Origin of the sequence: Variovorax paradoxus EPS, from assembly GCF_000184745.1 — a bacterium.
Taxonomy (GTDB): domain Bacteria; phylum Pseudomonadota; class Gammaproteobacteria; order Burkholderiales; family Burkholderiaceae_C; genus Variovorax; species Variovorax paradoxus_C.
This window is the reverse complement of the sequence record NC_014931.1, coordinates 615254-629671: the sequence shown is the minus strand read 5'-3', so window position 1 is coordinate 629671 and position 14418 is coordinate 615254. Positions and strand designations below refer to the sequence as shown.

At 69.2% G+C, this 14418-nt stretch carries 11 protein-coding genes; all 11 read right to left on the bottom strand.

Annotated features, from left to right (window positions below):
• The 11 genes from VARPA_RS02820 to VARPA_RS02770 all read right to left on the bottom strand — a co-directional run bounded on the left by VARPA_RS02820 (window position 1) and on the right by VARPA_RS02770 (window position 13926).
• Window positions 1-1335 (bottom strand): tetratricopeptide repeat protein, encoded by a 1335-nt coding sequence (locus VARPA_RS02820; protein WP_013539033.1) that lies wholly within the window; start codon window positions 1333-1335, stop codon window positions 1-3.
• The gene (gene tssG, locus VARPA_RS02815) at window positions 1332-2414 is read right to left on the bottom strand and encodes a type VI secretion system baseplate subunit TssG (RefSeq protein ID WP_013539032.1); all 1083 of its coding nucleotides are present in this window, start codon (window positions 2412-2414) and stop codon (window positions 1332-1334) included. Before tssG ends, VARPA_RS02820 begins: the two co-directional genes overlap by 4 nt.
• On the bottom strand, window positions 2378-4270 hold the full coding sequence (gene tssF / locus VARPA_RS02810) for a type VI secretion system baseplate subunit TssF (protein WP_013539031.1): 1893 nt from the start codon (window positions 4268-4270) through the stop codon (window positions 2378-2380). The genes tssG and tssF overlap by 37 nt, the downstream gene beginning before the upstream one ends.
• Before the next feature lie 8 nt (window positions 4271-4278).
• The gene (gene tssE, locus VARPA_RS02805; protein ID WP_013539030.1) at window positions 4279-4794 is read right to left on the bottom strand and encodes a type VI secretion system baseplate subunit TssE; all 516 of its coding nucleotides are present in this window, start codon (window positions 4792-4794) and stop codon (window positions 4279-4281) included.
• 1 nt (window position 4795) lies between these two features.
• Entirely contained in the window at window positions 4796-5650 is an 855-nt protein-coding gene (locus VARPA_RS02800) for a type VI secretion system accessory protein TagJ (RefSeq protein WP_013539029.1), read from the bottom strand.
• Window position 5651: 1 nt separating this feature from the next.
• The gene (locus VARPA_RS02795; protein ID WP_013539028.1) at window positions 5652-6209 is read right to left on the bottom strand and encodes a hypothetical protein; all 558 of its coding nucleotides are present in this window, start codon (window positions 6207-6209) and stop codon (window positions 5652-5654) included.
• A gap of 59 nt (window positions 6210-6268) precedes the next feature.
• The gene (locus VARPA_RS02790; protein WP_013539027.1) at window positions 6269-8242 is read right to left on the bottom strand and encodes a caspase family protein; all 1974 of its coding nucleotides are present in this window, start codon (window positions 8240-8242) and stop codon (window positions 6269-6271) included.
• 125 nt (window positions 8243-8367) lie between these two features.
• Complete coding sequence (locus tag VARPA_RS02785) at window positions 8368-9522, bottom strand: hypothetical protein (protein ID WP_013539026.1); 1155 nt, start codon at window positions 9520-9522, stop codon at window positions 8368-8370.
• Between the two features lie 28 nt (window positions 9523-9550).
• Complete coding sequence (locus VARPA_RS02780) at window positions 9551-10300, bottom strand: hypothetical protein (protein WP_013539025.1); 750 nt, start codon at window positions 10298-10300, stop codon at window positions 9551-9553.
• A gap of 29 nt (window positions 10301-10329) precedes the next feature.
• Window positions 10330-11922: a murein transglycosylase A gene (locus tag VARPA_RS02775; protein ID WP_013539024.1), complete on the bottom strand. Its 1593-nt coding sequence runs from the start codon at window positions 11920-11922 to the stop codon at window positions 10330-10332.
• Window positions 11923-11982: 60 nt separating this feature from the next.
• Window positions 11983-13926 carry a serine/threonine-protein kinase gene (locus VARPA_RS02770; protein WP_013539023.1) on the bottom strand — a complete coding sequence of 648 codons (1944 nt, stop codon included), beginning with the start codon at window positions 13924-13926 and terminating at the stop codon, window positions 11983-11985.
• Between the last annotated feature and the right edge of the window lie 492 nt (window positions 13927-14418).

The window sequence follows — 14418 nt, the reverse complement described above, 5'->3', positions numbered from 1 at the left end:
TCATGGCGCAAAAAGCCTTGCGCTGGCCAGCCACCCTTGCACGTTCCGCCCCGCTTCGCGGCGCGGAACGATCGGCTCGATGCGAATGGCGTCGAAACCGGCGGCCGCGAGGCAGGCCTCTACATGCGCGGCCGCATGGCGGTAGCGGCCGCTGCCTTCGAGCCTGAAGTCGTTCGGTCCGCCGTCCATGGCCTCGACCGTGAACGCCACGCCGCCTTCGGGGCGCAGCGCACGCGCGGCGGCCGCCAGCACTTCGTGCAGGTCGCCGAAGTAGCACAGCGTGTCGGCCGATGCCACGAGGTCGAAGCGGCCGGGCTGGGTGTGCAGGTAGTGGGTGAGTTCGGCCTTGTGCAGCACGTCGTAGCCGCCGCGCTGCTCCGCGCGCTGCAGCATGCCCACCGACAGGTCGCAGCCGGCCATGTGCGAGGCCCAGGGCCGCAGCAGCGGAGCGCAGAGCCCGGTGCCGCAGCCGGCATCGACCACGGCGATGCGCGCGGCGGGCGGGCCGAACATGTCCCGCACCGCGCGCGCCACCAGTTCGGGTGCGCGGTAGTGCAGCTTCTCGAGGCTGGCGTCGAAGCTGCCGGCGTAGCTGTCGAACAACGTCTCCACATAACCGTCGCTGGCGCGCGCGGGCGCATGCCCCTCGCAGGCGGCCAGCAGATGCGCGACCACGGGATTGCCTGGATCTTCGGCCAGCCACTCCCGGTACATGCGGATGGCCTGCTCGCTCTCGCGGAGCAGCTCCAGCGCGCGAATCACCTTGGAGCGCGCGCTCATGTTGCGCGGCTGCAGCAGCACCGCACGGCTGTTGGCGATGACGCTCTCCTCGATGCGCCCCTGCTCCATCAGCGCGATCGACAGGTTGTACCAGGCCTCGCTGGACGTCGGCCGCAGTTCGATCGCACGGCGGCTGGCGCGCTCGGCGGCCTGCCAGTGGCCCTTGCCGCGTTCGAGCATCGCGATATTGCTCAGCGCGTCGGCAGCTTCGTCGCCGCTGGCGAAGGACACGCTGTTTTCATAGGCACGCATCGCATCGTCGACGCGGCCGGCCTCGACCAGCAGATTGCCCAGGTTGTTCCAGGCGCCGCCTTGCGCGGGTTGCAGCGTGAGCGACCGCCCGATCAACGCGATGCTCTCGGCGTCGCGCCCCTGCGCATGGCGCAGCAAGCCCTGGTAGTGCAAGGCATCGGGGTCGTCGGGCGCGGCTTCCAGAATGCGGGCGAGCAGTTCGTCGGCCGCGTCGAGATTCCCCGCCTTCGTCAGGTCCGCCGCTTGCACCAGCGCGGCCGCGTGCGCCGCCGTGTCTGCACACCCGAGCGTTGTCGTCGTCATGCGGCGGCTCCTGCAGCGGTCCGGACAGTCATCGAGCTGCTGCCGATGCGCACGTCCGCTGCGTCCTTCGCACGCGTGCGCTGGCCGAGCCACGAGGCCCAGCCCAGGCGCGGCGCGTTGCCGTTCTTCTGTCCGAGGCGCGTGACCGGCACCTCGGCCTTCTCGAGCACCAGCTCGGCGTCCCATTCGAGTTCGTCGCCCAGCAGTTGCTGCATCCAGCGCTGCAGCACCGGCCGCGCGGTGCCGATGGGCAGGAACATGCGGTACTGGTCCAGCGTGAGCGGGCCCATGTGCAGGCGCACGCGGTGCTGCCGGTCCCACGCGCGGGTGCCGAGCATCGCGCCCATGCCCATCGAGCGCGAACTCTCGCCCCGCCCGAGCCGCGTGACCTCGTCGGATGGCACGCGCATCCAGTGGCCGACCCAGCGCTCCAGCGTCACCGGCACGCCGAAGTAGCTGCGCAGCACCGACTCCACGCTCTCCGCGTTGTGCACGCGCCGCGCGAGCCAGCCCGAGAAATGCAGGCGCGCATCGTCGTGCACCTCGTCGCGCCCGATGCGGCCCGGCGTGCCCATGCCGACGAACGCGCCGACCTGCAACCTGAAGCGGTCTTCGCCCGGCCGGTCGAGCGCCACCGCGGGCCGCGCCTGCGCCCACGCGCGGTAGAAGTGCAGCGAGAAGCGATGCAAAAAGCTGTCGAGAAACGCGAGCCAGGTCGGGTCACCATGGTTCAGGCTGCGCTCGCGGATGAAGTCGCTCAGGTGAACCGGCAGCGGGCCGTTGGGGCCCACGTAGCTGAAGAAGTGCTGGCGCAGGCGCGGCGGCGAATAGGCGGTCGCGGGCTCGAAGCGGCTGAAGCTCGCGGGTGCGAACGAGAGCGAAGGCTCCTGCCCCACGCGTACTGGCTCGGCGCTCGGCAGCAGCGCGCGGCCCCAGCGCGGCGTGGTCGCGGCCACCGATTCGAGCCGGCGCATCACCGCGAAGTAATCGAACGACCACGGCTCTGCCGACCATCCGCGCAGCGCGTTGTCAACGCGTGTGGCTACAGAATCTGCCGGGTCCCGCACAGCGGCCTCCATCGCATGGTCTCGCCCTTGCCCGCCACGCGCAGCACGGTCTCGACGAAGTGATTGACCTCCACATGGCGCGCGAGAAAGCGCGACATCACGGCGCCGAAGAGAAACACGCTGTGGCCGTGGAACGCGTCCTTGTCGACCTCCAGCGTCACTTCGAGCCCGCGCCCGAATGCGATCGGCCCCTTGAGCGGCAGGCGGCGCGCCACCGGCTTGCTCTTCACCGAGAGAAGGCCGCGCACCTGGCCCTGGCGCATCTCGTCGGCATGCGTGGCATAGAGCATCAGCGTTTCGCGCAGCGCGGCGGCACCCTGCTCCGGCGTGCTGTCGGAAATCGAAAGGTAGTTGAGCGCGAGGTGATCGACCACCCGCCAGCCCAGCCCCTGGCTCACCACCGGCGACACCGGCCGCGAAGGCCCGCGCACCATGCGCACGCGCTGCACCGGGAAAGAGTCGACGCAATCGAAGTCGTTGTCGCGGCCGAGCGGCATCAGGAGCGGCAGGTCGCGGTTGGTGCACATCGCGCTCACCGCCAGCTGCCGCAGCGTGGCCGCGTACGGCGCCTGCTGCGGATCGACGATCTGCATGTAGACCTCGGAGCCGATGTGGCTGCTGCGGTGCCCCTCGGTGCGCTGGCGCACCGACAGCATGCGCGGCTCGCGCGTGGTCGTGAAGTACGCGGGGTGGTTGTGCCGCGTGCCATGGAAGGCCGAGTAGAACGGCCGGAACGGCTGCTCGGCAGCCGTCGCATCGGCACCCGGCGCGCCGTGGCCGATGACCTCGGTGACGGTATGCACCTCGAAGTCCTGCGGCCGTGTGCGGTCGGGCACCAGGTGGAACTGGCTCACGCCTTCGGTGAGCGGCACGCGATCGAGCCGCTTGTTGAAGAGGTTGACCACCGGCACGCAGTGCAGCTGCACGTTCTCGGCGGTCACCAGCTTTTCGAGTGCCGCATCGCCGCGCGAGAACAGCAGCACGAGCTCGATCTCGGTGACCGGCATCGTGGCGAGCAGCGCCTGCAGCCCCGCGATGCGCAGGAACTGGAAGCGCTGCGGAAATGCGAAGTACTCCTGCAGCAAACGAAAGCCCGAGAAGCCCGTGGCCGTGACCGGCAGCAGCGCCTCGTCGTCCTCGAAGCCGACCGGCTGAATCGCGCTGGCCGGCAAGCTCTGCGCCGCGCCCTGCAATGCGCCGGTGGGCGACAGGGGCCGCACCATCACACCGATGGGTTGGCCCAGCGCGCACTCCTGCAGTTGCCACGCCACGTCTTCCGCACCGCCCAGATGCAGCACGAGGTCGTCGAGCGCGATCTGGTTGAACTTGAGCCCCGCCGTCGCGCGCAGTGCAATGCGCAGGCCCCCGCGGATGGCGCGCGATTGCGGGTGCGTGGCCAGCGGCAGGTCGGGCGCGTAGGTGAAGTACTGCGCGCGCTGCACCTCCATCGGCCAGATGCGCAACGCGCTCGATGTGCGGAATTCGCAGTGCGTGTTCTGCCCCACGGCCTGGCGCGCACGCAGGCCGGCGCCGCGTGGCAGCTTGGGGCCGGTCGCGAGGTTGGCGTCGTCGAGGTCGGGCGAGAAGGACACCACCGCCATCGCGGGCGTGGGTGCAAGAAAGTTCGGATAGACGATGTCGAGCAGGTGCCCCGTGAAGCGCGGGTACTCGGCATCGAGCTTGAGGTTGACGCGCGCCGACAGGAAGGCCGTGGCCTCGATCAGCCGCTCGACATACGGGTCGGCGACCTCCTGGCCCTCGATGCCCAGCCGGTGCGCGATCTTCGGAAACGCGCGCGCAAACTCCGAAGAGCTTTCGCGGAAGTAGCGCAGTTCCTGTTCATACAGGTTCAGCAGCCGAGGGTCCATGTCAGGACTTACCTTGGGTTTTGCGCCATGTCCACGATCTCGATGCGTCCTTCTTCCAGGTCTACACGGCTTCGCATCAGGAACTCGAGCGGTACGGGTTGCGCCCACAGCATGCCGCGGATCTGCAGCCCGATGCTGTTGTGCGAGTCCATTGCCGAGCCTTCCATGACGAGTTCCACTTCGAGAGTGCGGGACAAAATGCGCGGCTCGAACTGCAGGATTGCGTTCTTCAAAGCCTGTTCCATGCTGACACGCTGCACCGACGAGGTGAACTGGCCAGACAGCATAGGCAATCCGTAGTTGATGACCGAGCGCGCCGCATTCGGGTACTGCTTGTCGTCCATCGCGAGCCCGAAACCGGTGGCGTTGAAGAGCCAGCTCAGGTCGCGCAGCACGGCCGCGCGCAGCGCCTGCTTGGTGAGCGTGCGCTTCTCGTCGCCCTCGCGTTTTTCGGTCGGCGCGTTGTCGACCAGGCGGTCGAGCAGCGAGGGCTGCAGGCGCTCCTGCGCGGTGAGCTCGCCCATTTCAGCCGCCCGCGCTTTCGGTGCCTTCCTGCGAAGGTGCTGCTTCTGCTTCGGCGGAAGCGACCGGGTTGAAGAGGATCTCGCGCACGTCCATGAGCGCGTACTCGCCGGCATCGCTGCCGAGCACGCGCTGGCCGGTGCCGGCCCACACCTCGGGACGGAGCTCGCGCCACTCGGTCTTGCGTGCGAGCTGCAGCTCGCCGTCTTCGCTCTTCTCGGAACCTTCGTAGCGCGTGGGAATGAGCGCGAGGGTTTCGCCGCCGTTCTCGAACTGCAGGTGCGCGGGCATCCAGACGCAGTCGCGCAGGTCCTCGGGCGGCTCGATCTTGATGTGCGCGAGCCGCGCATACGGAATCCAGTAGTACTTGCCGTTGACGAAGGCTTCGAGCACGGGGCCCAGGCGCATATCGGCATCGGCCAGCCACTCGAAGGGCGTGCCGTCGATGGTGCCCGCGATGGCGGGCGCACCGTCGAAGGCGCGCTGGCGCAGGTCCTCGGCCAGCTCGGACTCGCCGCGCCCCTGCCGCAGCAGCGACTCGATGAGCAGCGCCAGCCATTCGTCGGGCTGGCCGAAGATCATCGGCGTGCGCGTGCCGGCGAACACCTCGGCGCGCAGGCCCTCGCAGCGCACGGCATCGCCGTACACCTGCTTCATCGGGACGGCGAGCGCATCGAGCTCGGCCGCGACCGTGAGCTGGTTGAGCGCGCGCTCCCACTGCCCCAGCACGCAGAGCAGCTGCGCCATGAACACGCGGTGCTTGCTGTCGGAGGGCTTGGCGCGCACCTCGTCGCTCAACGCCTTGAGCGCCGCCACGGGGTCGGCGGACTTGATGAGTTCGGCGGAAGAGGTGGCCATGTCAGTTCCCCGTGAAGGTGCAGGTGCGCACGGCGCCGCGCGCGCCGGTCTTCTGCTGCGGCGCCGAGCGGATCTCCAGCTTCGTGTAGTCGAAGAAGATGATGTCGCAGGGCCGCTTGGGCGTGCCGCCGGTCACGATGGCGTGGCAGTTCACGCGCGCGCCTTCGAGCACGAATTCCAGGTGCGACTGCAGGTCCTTCGAGCTGTCGCCGCCGGCCTTGAAGACCGACACCGTCACCTTGAGGTCGGCGTCCTGGCTCTTCATCAGGCTCGCGATGGAGGCCGTGGCCGCATCGCAGTCGCGGATCACGATGAAGGAGTAGTTGCGCAGCTTGCCCTTGCTGGAGCCGGGCGGGATGACCACGTCGGACTTGTACGAGTAGCCGCCGATGTCCATGCGCTGCTTGCCGTCTTCGTAGGTGCGCACGGATTCGCCCTCGATCGGCGTGCCCTTGCTCTCGATCATCATCGAGAAGTCGTTGCCCGATTCGCCCGACAGGTAGTCGAGCAGGCGCAGGGCCTCGTCGGGGTCCAGTTTTCCATCGTAGGTCCAGCTCATGTCGATCTCCTGAGAAAAATTCGGTGACGGGTGGGTGGTGTGTCGTCGTTCGTGTGTCGCTACTTGGCGGCCGAGACTTCGCCCGCCCAATGAACCATCGCGGCGAAGGTCTGCCGCTCGCTCTCGGGTTGCAGCGCGCCGCGCACGCGCACTTCGGCAACCGCATCGCCCGCGCCCGTGCCGAACAGTCGCGGCGCGCTGTAGGGCGCCGCGGGCGTGGCCAGCACCAGCAGCCGGCCGCCTTCGGCGTTGAACCAGGGCAGCTCGAAGCGCTTGACGGCGGGCGCCTCGCGCGTGCCGCGCTTGAAGCGGTTGGTCTCGCCCGGGTCCTCGGGGTAGACCTGGCGCGCAGCGCCCTGCGGGTCGATGCCGACGATGACAAGGTCCACCGAGCGCGCGCTGGTGTTGCGCACGTTGAGCACGGCGCGCTCGCCGCTTCGCAGCGGAAGGAGCTTCGCGTCGACCTGCTGCGCGGAGCCGCTGCGCACGAGCCGGTCGCCGTTCCAGATTTCGAACACTGCGTCGAAGCCGTCGAACTGCGCGTCCCTGGCGATGGTGTAGAGCTGGTTGAGCCACTTGAGGCGGGCCAGCACTTCGAGGCGGCGGCGCGCGACGGCGGCATCGGCGGGTGCGGATTTCGCGCCGGCGCCGAGCATCGGCGAGAGCACTTCGAGCCGGCCGGCGGACCAGCGCGCATCGGCGCCATCTGTCTCGTTCACGGCGATGACCGACGCGGGGTACTCGAGGCTGAGACCGGGCGGCAAGCCCTGCTCCGCACGCACGCGCAGCGCGACAGTGGCCGGTTCGCCGAGCGGCGTGATGTTCCAGAGCGCGGCACCGGACAGTTCGCGCAGCGCGGCCGGCACCGCCATGCGCGCCTTGTCGTTGAAGGCCTGCGCGAGCGTGCCTTCGGCGCTGCGCACGGTGCCGTCGTCCATCGTGGCCAGCACGCGCAACGGCTGCTGCACCACGAGCCCATCGAGCTGGCCGGCCTGCAGCGTGAGCGTGTCGCCCGAGCGCTGCGCGCGCCACACGGGACGCGTCGTCACGGCCTGCGCGCGGTTGGCGAAGATCGGCGCGTCGAGATTGCCCTCGGCGACCGGCGAAGGCAGCTCGCGCGTGGGAAAGCGTTGCGCGAGTTCGTCGATCACCGGCGGATAAACGGCCAGCACCCCGTCGAACAGATCGCGCCAGGTGGCGGGCTTGCGCGAGAGCGCCTCCACCACGGCCCAGGTCAGAAGGCCCTGCGGACGCGCATTGCGGTTCTTGCGCGGCAGGCGCAGCTCGGGCGTGATCTGGTGGCTCTCCGAAGCGAAGAGCGCGACGTAGCGGGCGCGCGGCACCGGGTCGGTGACGGTGGGGCGCGTCATGGCCACGCGCGCCGCGGGGCCGGGCGCGCCGACGAGTTGCGCGGTGCGCAGGCCCCGCCAGCGCACCTCGTCGCCGGGCGGACCATCGGCGATGGCAGGCGCATCGGTCGTGCTGCGCGTCATCGAGTTCGCCGAGCAGGTGTCGAAGACGGAAGCGACGAACACGTTGCGCGCAAGAAAGGCCTGGATCCAGGCGTCGAAGTCGGCATCGCGCAGGTCGCCGGTCAGGGCGCTGTCGGCGCCGAGGGTGCCGCGCACATCGCGCGCGAGGAAGTTCTCGGAAAGGCCGTCGGGCTCCTGGTAGCGCTTGTTGCTGTCGCGAAGACGCGTGCCGTGGCCGGAGAAATAGAGCAGCACGAAATCGCCGCTCTTCGACTGCGCAAGCAGGCGGCCGAGGGCTTCGTGGATGGCCTGCGATTCGGGCAATACGGAGCCGCTCACGCCGTCGGCGAGCACGGTGATGTCGGCGGGCGCGAAGCCTTGCTTCAGGAGCGCATCGCGCATCAGCATCACGTCGTTGCGCGGTGCCTGAAGCCAGAGGGCTTGCGGCTGGTTGACGAGTTCGGAGACGCCGACGAGCAGGGCGCGTTGGGTGGCGAAGGCGGTGCTGCCGGAGACAAGCAGCGCGAGCGACAACAACAGCCGCAAGCAAAGCGCCCGCATCGCTCCTTCCCCCTTTGGGGGAAGGCTGGGATGGGGGCAGGCAGAGCGCCCCATGGATACGCCGCGTGCCCCCACCCCTGCCCTCCCCCGGAAGGGGAGGGAGAAAGACAGTGACACGGCCGATGTCATGGCCGCTCCGAAGCCGGCCCGGCCGATTCGACCAGTGGCGAGGCCGCGAGCATCGACAGCCCGCCGACCGGATCGTCCACGCGCAAGCGCCAGACGCCGTTCGTGCCCGGCCCGCCGACCACTTCAGCCGACATCGTGCGCAGCAGGCGGTCGGCCTCGTCGACGCGCACGCCATCTTTCCAGCGCACGACCAGGTTGGCCGACGCCGCCGCAGGCGCGGTCGGCACGTTGCGAAAGCGCACCTCGTCCTCTTCCGATCCACGCCCGCCGAGCAGTCCCACGTTCTGCACCACCACGCACAGCGCGAGCACCGCGAACGCCGGGCGCATCCATCCATCGGCGCCGAACCAGCGGCGGATGCTGCCCCACCAGCCACCCTCGGGCCGTTCCTGCGGCCGGGCGCGTGGAGGAACAGGTGCGGCCGGTGCAGCCTTGGCCGATGGCGTCAGCGCCGAGCCCAGTTGCAGGCCGACGGTGCGGTACAGCGCCTGGTAGTCGGCGCGCGGGTCGCGCGCGCCGAGCGGCGTGCCCGAGAGCACAGAGAACACGCCGCCCACGGTGCGTAGCGCGATGTGGCCGGGCTCGGGCGCGATGGGCAGCACCTTCTGCGCGGCCCACTCGTCGTGCACCGCGCGGATCGCCGCGAGCCGCGTGGCCGAGACTTCGCCGAGCACGCGCGCGCACAGTTGCGGGCTGGGCTCGAGCGTCAACACGTTCCAGGCCTGGATGAGGCCGAAGGCCGGCTCGAAGGGTTCGTCGTCGGGTTCGAGCAGCACGTCGAAGGCAGAAGCCCAATCGGCCTCGCCCGCGGCCATCCAGCCCTGCCAGAGATCGCCGTGGATGCAGCGGTCCAGCAGCACGCCGAGCAGCCGCCCTTCGTGCAGCACGCTCAAGAGGCGGCCCGGCGCCCAGCGTGCGGTAAAGCCGCGCTGGGCGACAGCCTCGCGGCGCCGGGCCAATTCGGTGAGAGGGAGCAGCAGATCCTGCAGCACGGGCGCTGCCGCGGGTGCGGCTTGAGGCGTGGCCTGGGACGTGGTGCCCGGCATGGCCACCGTGGCCACGCCAGCGGCTGCTGCATCGGGCACGGCGGCGTGGCCGGTTTCGAACGCGTTGCGGATCACGCTGAGCGGGGGCCAGAGTTCGGTGTTCATGGCGGTCTGTTCCTGAATGGCTATGTCTTCAGGCATAAGACGCTTCAGCACCGAGGATTTTGAAAACCTGCAGGATCGCCGCCATGTTTTCCGCCTCGATGGCGATGCCCAGGGTCTGCTGGATCCAGCCGCCCAGGCGGGTCTTGGCGTAGTCGGCGGTGAGGCCCTCGCGCTTGTGCACGAGGCCCAGGCGCCCCGCGCGGTAGTGGTACGAGGCAATGGCATGGCGCGAGGCGATGCCCGAGAGCCCGCCTTCGGCCTCCTTGCCGAAGCCCTCGCACAGCAGGATGCGCTCGGGCTCGGGCAGTTCGGCGATGAAGGCGCGCGCGGCCAGTTGCACCGCCTGTGCGCTCAGGCCGTGTTCGGCGAGGCAGCCCTCGAGGTCGTCGCCGGCACCGATCTCGTCTTCGAGCTGCGCCTCGGTGATCTGGTCGCCGATGGAGAGCTTGCGTCGGAAAGAGCTCGCCCGCGTGCAGTCGATCAGGTAGCGCCGGAAGTACGCGCAGAGCGCGAAGGCGGTCGAGGGCGCGCTGTGGCTCGCGCGCTCGTCGGCCTCGTCCGGATCGGCATCGAGCCGCAGCACCTTCACATAGATGAACTGCGCCACGAGCTCCTGCCGCCCTTCGCCCAGGATCTGCAGCTCGGGCGGATTGCAGGCCACGAGCGCATCGCCAACGATGCGGTACATGGTGCCCATGTCGTTCGAGGACAGCGTCTGCCTGCGCCGCCAGAGGCGGACGAGTTCAGTGCTCTCTGCGGACGACAGTGTTTCCTGCATGAGGGGACAAGGTTCAAGCCAGGATCGGGTCAGTCATCCACGCACTGGCCTTCGGTCGGCACCAGGCACTGCGGCAAGCCCGCGCCCACCGCGGCGCCGCGCGTGCGGATCGCCGACGACACCGCGGCCTGTGCGACGGCGAGGCCGCGCGGCAGAAGAATCCAGAGCTGGCCGCGCTCCTTCATGCGGCGCGCGTTGGTCGCGGCGGCCTGGCCGTTGCCGAAGAAATAGTCGGCGCGCACCGCACCGCGGATCGCGCCGCCGGTGTCCTGCGCGATGGTCAGGCGCTGCATCGGCGCGCCGCTGCCGGGCGTGCGCGTCGAGACGAACACCGGGTAGCCGAGCGGCGTGCTGCGCGGATCGACCGCAATGGAACGGCCTGCCGACAGCGGCACACCGAAGGCGCCGACCGGTCCGCCCGCGGGCGAGGTCGCTTCCTTGAAGAACACGTAGCTCGGGTCCTTGATGCCCGAACCCGCCACCGCGCCAGCCGTGCGGCGACCCGGCACCACGACCGCGCCGCTGGCGGTGGGCCGTGCAAGCGTGAAGCCGCGCGTGCGGATGACGCTGCTGTCGACGCTGCCGACATCGTCGTCGTCGCCGTCGTCGAGTTGCAGTTCGATCGACGAACCGCGCACCTTCACCGCGCTGCGCGGCTTGCCGTTGGCGGCCTGCGCGATGGTGGGGCGGAACGGCTGGCCGTTCTGCTCGGCATAAGCCACGCGAATCGTGTCGCCATTGGCCAGCTTGATGCGGCCCGAGCCCTGGATCTGCATCTCGTAGAGCGCGGTGGCGCTGCTCACGAAGGCCAGCACCTTGGCGTTGGGCGCGCCCTTGGTCTCGATCTCTTCACGCGTGTAGTACGGCAGCAGCTGCTTGCCCTCGATGCGCATGCGCACCTTGCGGTCCAGCGTGTCGCGGGTGATGGCCGAGAGGTCGAGCGCATAGAGGCCGGGCGCGCCCATGTCGCGCGTGCTCAGGCCCGTCTGCACGACCACGTTGCGGCCTTCGACCTTCGCGGCCACCGTGCCGCTGCCGGCCGGGAGCTTCCGCGCATCGGCGAACAGCATGTCTTCCGGCTGGCCGTACACGGGGTAGATGAACGGCGCGCCGTAGGTGCGGCTGCCCGCGATCTCGGGCTCGAAGTAGCCGGTGACCACGCCATCGGGCTTGCGGTCGTCGTCGCGGATCTGGTAGGCCGAGAACTCGCTCTCGAAGAAGCCGCGGATGGCGTTGCGGTTTTTGCCGTCGACCTTGCCGGCGCGATCGCACACCTCTTTCCACTCGGCGCCGCGGCCTGTGAGCACCTTGCAGCTGCCGAGGAACGCGGGCCAGGTCTCGGAGAAGTCGTCGCGCGACCAGCCCGGCATCGCATCGAAGCTCACCGCGGTGTAGGTGGCGAGTTGCGTCGAGAAGGTGCGCGCCTGGCCGGCCACGCTGGCGCCGGTGGAGGCGGGGCGCGAACTGGTGGTCGACGACGTGTCGGTCGCGGCCGTCGTGTCGGCGGTGGTGGCCGCTGGCGGCGGGTTGACGCAGCCCGCGAGCGACGCGACGGCTGCGAAGGCGGCCCATCGGATCAGCGTGGAGCCAGTGAAGCGTGGCGACTGTGAAGAGGTATGCATGAAAGTCTCCTTGTCCGGAAAAAGCGGCCATCGAGCCGATGGGCCAACGTCTACAGACGATTACTTCTCGACGATTTTGAAATTCGCGACGCCATAGACGTCGTTGCACGGGGCGCCGGGCGCGCAGGTCGGCTTGCCCAGCAGCGGCGACGGGCCGGTGCCGCGCGTGGCTTCGAGCGCCGAGAGCACCGGCAGCGGGAACTGCGGAAACACGCCGTCGTTCTGCACGCCGGAAGCACTGAAGTCGCGCTCGTGTTCGCTGACGAGCACCGCGAACTGGTTGGTGCCGGCGGGGCCGCCGGCGTCCATCGGCCATGAGGCGCGCGGCAGCGCGAGCGCGCTGTTGGCGTTGATCTTGTTGTACTTGTCCAGCAGGTTCGGGAACAAGAGGAACATCTCGCCGCCGCTGGACAGGAGGAACACGTAGACGAAGCCGTCGCGCTTGCTGCGGACCTCGAAGGCGAGCTTGTCCTTGCCGATGGCGACCTCGGGCTTCTTCGCCGTGGCCGTGACCTCGAAGCCCGGCGCGGCGCCGGCCGCGAGCGACTGCAGCGATTCGAGCGGCGTGCGCGGTGCTGCCGGAGGAGGCGGTGGCGGAGGTGGAGGTGGAGGCGGCGGAGGGTCCAGCTTCGTGACGTTCTCCAGCGGCGGTGGCGGCGTGGCGATGGCGACGTCCTGCTTGTCGGTTCCGCCCGCGCGGCCCTGGTACCACCACCAGCCTCCGCCCGCGACGGCGGCAACGACGGCGATCGAGGCGATGGCGGCAACGGCCTTGCCCTTGCCCGCGCCGCTGTTGCCGCTGCCGGGTGCGGGCGCCGGTGGCGGTGGCGCCTTCTTGCCGGCGATCACCGTGGCGGCGTTCGCGTTCGAGCCCGTGTTGTTGTTCCCGCCACCGGTGCGCGCGCCCGAAGGCGGCTGCGTGCGCGGCGTCGGCGCGATGCTGTGGCCGACTTCCAGGTCGAGCGCCGCGCGCAGGTCAGCCATCGACTGCGGCCGCTGCTCGGGCCGCACGCCCAGGCCCGCATCGATCGCCTGCAGCAGCTTCAAGCTGTAGCGCTGGCGAAGGATGTCGTTGCCCGCGAGCGGCACGTAGCTGTCGGACAGGAGCCGCGCCACCGAAGGCGGCGGCGCGCGGCCGCACACGGCCACGTGCATCACGGCCGCGAGCGCGTAGACGTCGGTCCACGCGCCTTGCGACATGTCGGGCATCTCAGCGTACTGCTCGATGGGCGCGTAGCCGGGCTTGAGGATGACGGTGATCGCCTGCGTCTTGTCGGTGATCACGCGGCGCGCGGCGCCGAAGTCGAGCACCACCGGACGGCCCGAGCCTTCGAGCAGGATGATGTTGTCGGGCGCGATGTCGCGGTGGTAGCAGTTGGCGTTGTGCATCACGCCGAGCGCCTGCGTGACGCCGTCCATGATGCGGATGAGCCAGGACTCGTCGACGCCCGCGGGGATGGCGACCAGTGCTTCTCTCAGCGTGTCGCCTCGGTAGAAGGGCATCACCATGTAGGTGGTGCCGCGCTCTTGCCAGAACCTGTAGACCTTCAGCAGTGACGGGTGGTCGAACTGGGCGAGGAGGCGGGCTTCGTTGATGAAGCTGCGCATGCCGAGGTCGAATGTTTCTCTGTGTCTCTCGGAGAGGGGGACGACGGTGCCGTCGTTCTGCCTTGTCGAGAGAGAGGTTGGCAGGTACTCCTTGATGGCGACGACGCGTTCGAGGTCGTGGTCCCAGGCTTCGTAGACGACGCCGAAGCCGCCTTGGCCTATGACTCGGGTGATTTCGAATTCTGCTAGGCGGCTGCCTACGGGGAGGAGGCCTGCTTCATGCGTTGCTGATGCGGGGCTGGTGACCGGGACGTTGGAGAGGCTTGTCACGCCGGCGCTGATTACGGTTGCGGCGGTGTCGCCGGTGCCTGTTGTCTGCTGCTGCGGTGCGGGGCGGGAGACGACCCTTGTGCGGTCGTCTTCCGGCGGCGAGGAGTTGGAGGGAGAGTCGGTCATCGACTTGCTCCTGCTGGTTGGATGCTTTGCTTCCCCTGCGAGGGGCGGAGGCCGGGTCTCGCCCCGGCGGGCGACTTACTTTCTTTTGCTTCGCCAAAAGAACGTAAGCAAAGAAAAGGCGACCCTGCTGTCTGCGTCCCTGCGCTTCGCTTCGGGCAACCTGCGGTGCTCACGTTTCGCGGGGTCTCGCCCAAACTCGCTTCGCTCAAACAAGGGCGAGCCCTGATCCGCGAAACGCTGCGCTCCTCGGCGCATACAGAAGGGCTTTCGGACGCGCCATCGCTACGCTCGGCTTTGAAGACATCCCGAGCCATCGCTTCGCTCGGCTTGGATTGGCTCCCTCCCCTTCCGGGGGAGGGTTGGGGTGGGGGCACGCGGCGCTCGATGAGGCGCAGCTGTGCAGCGAGGGCCGTCGTGCCCCCATCCCAGCCTTCCCCCGGAAGGGGAAGGAGCAATGCATCAGGCCCGGTGTCGCATGTCTTGTCTTTCTCC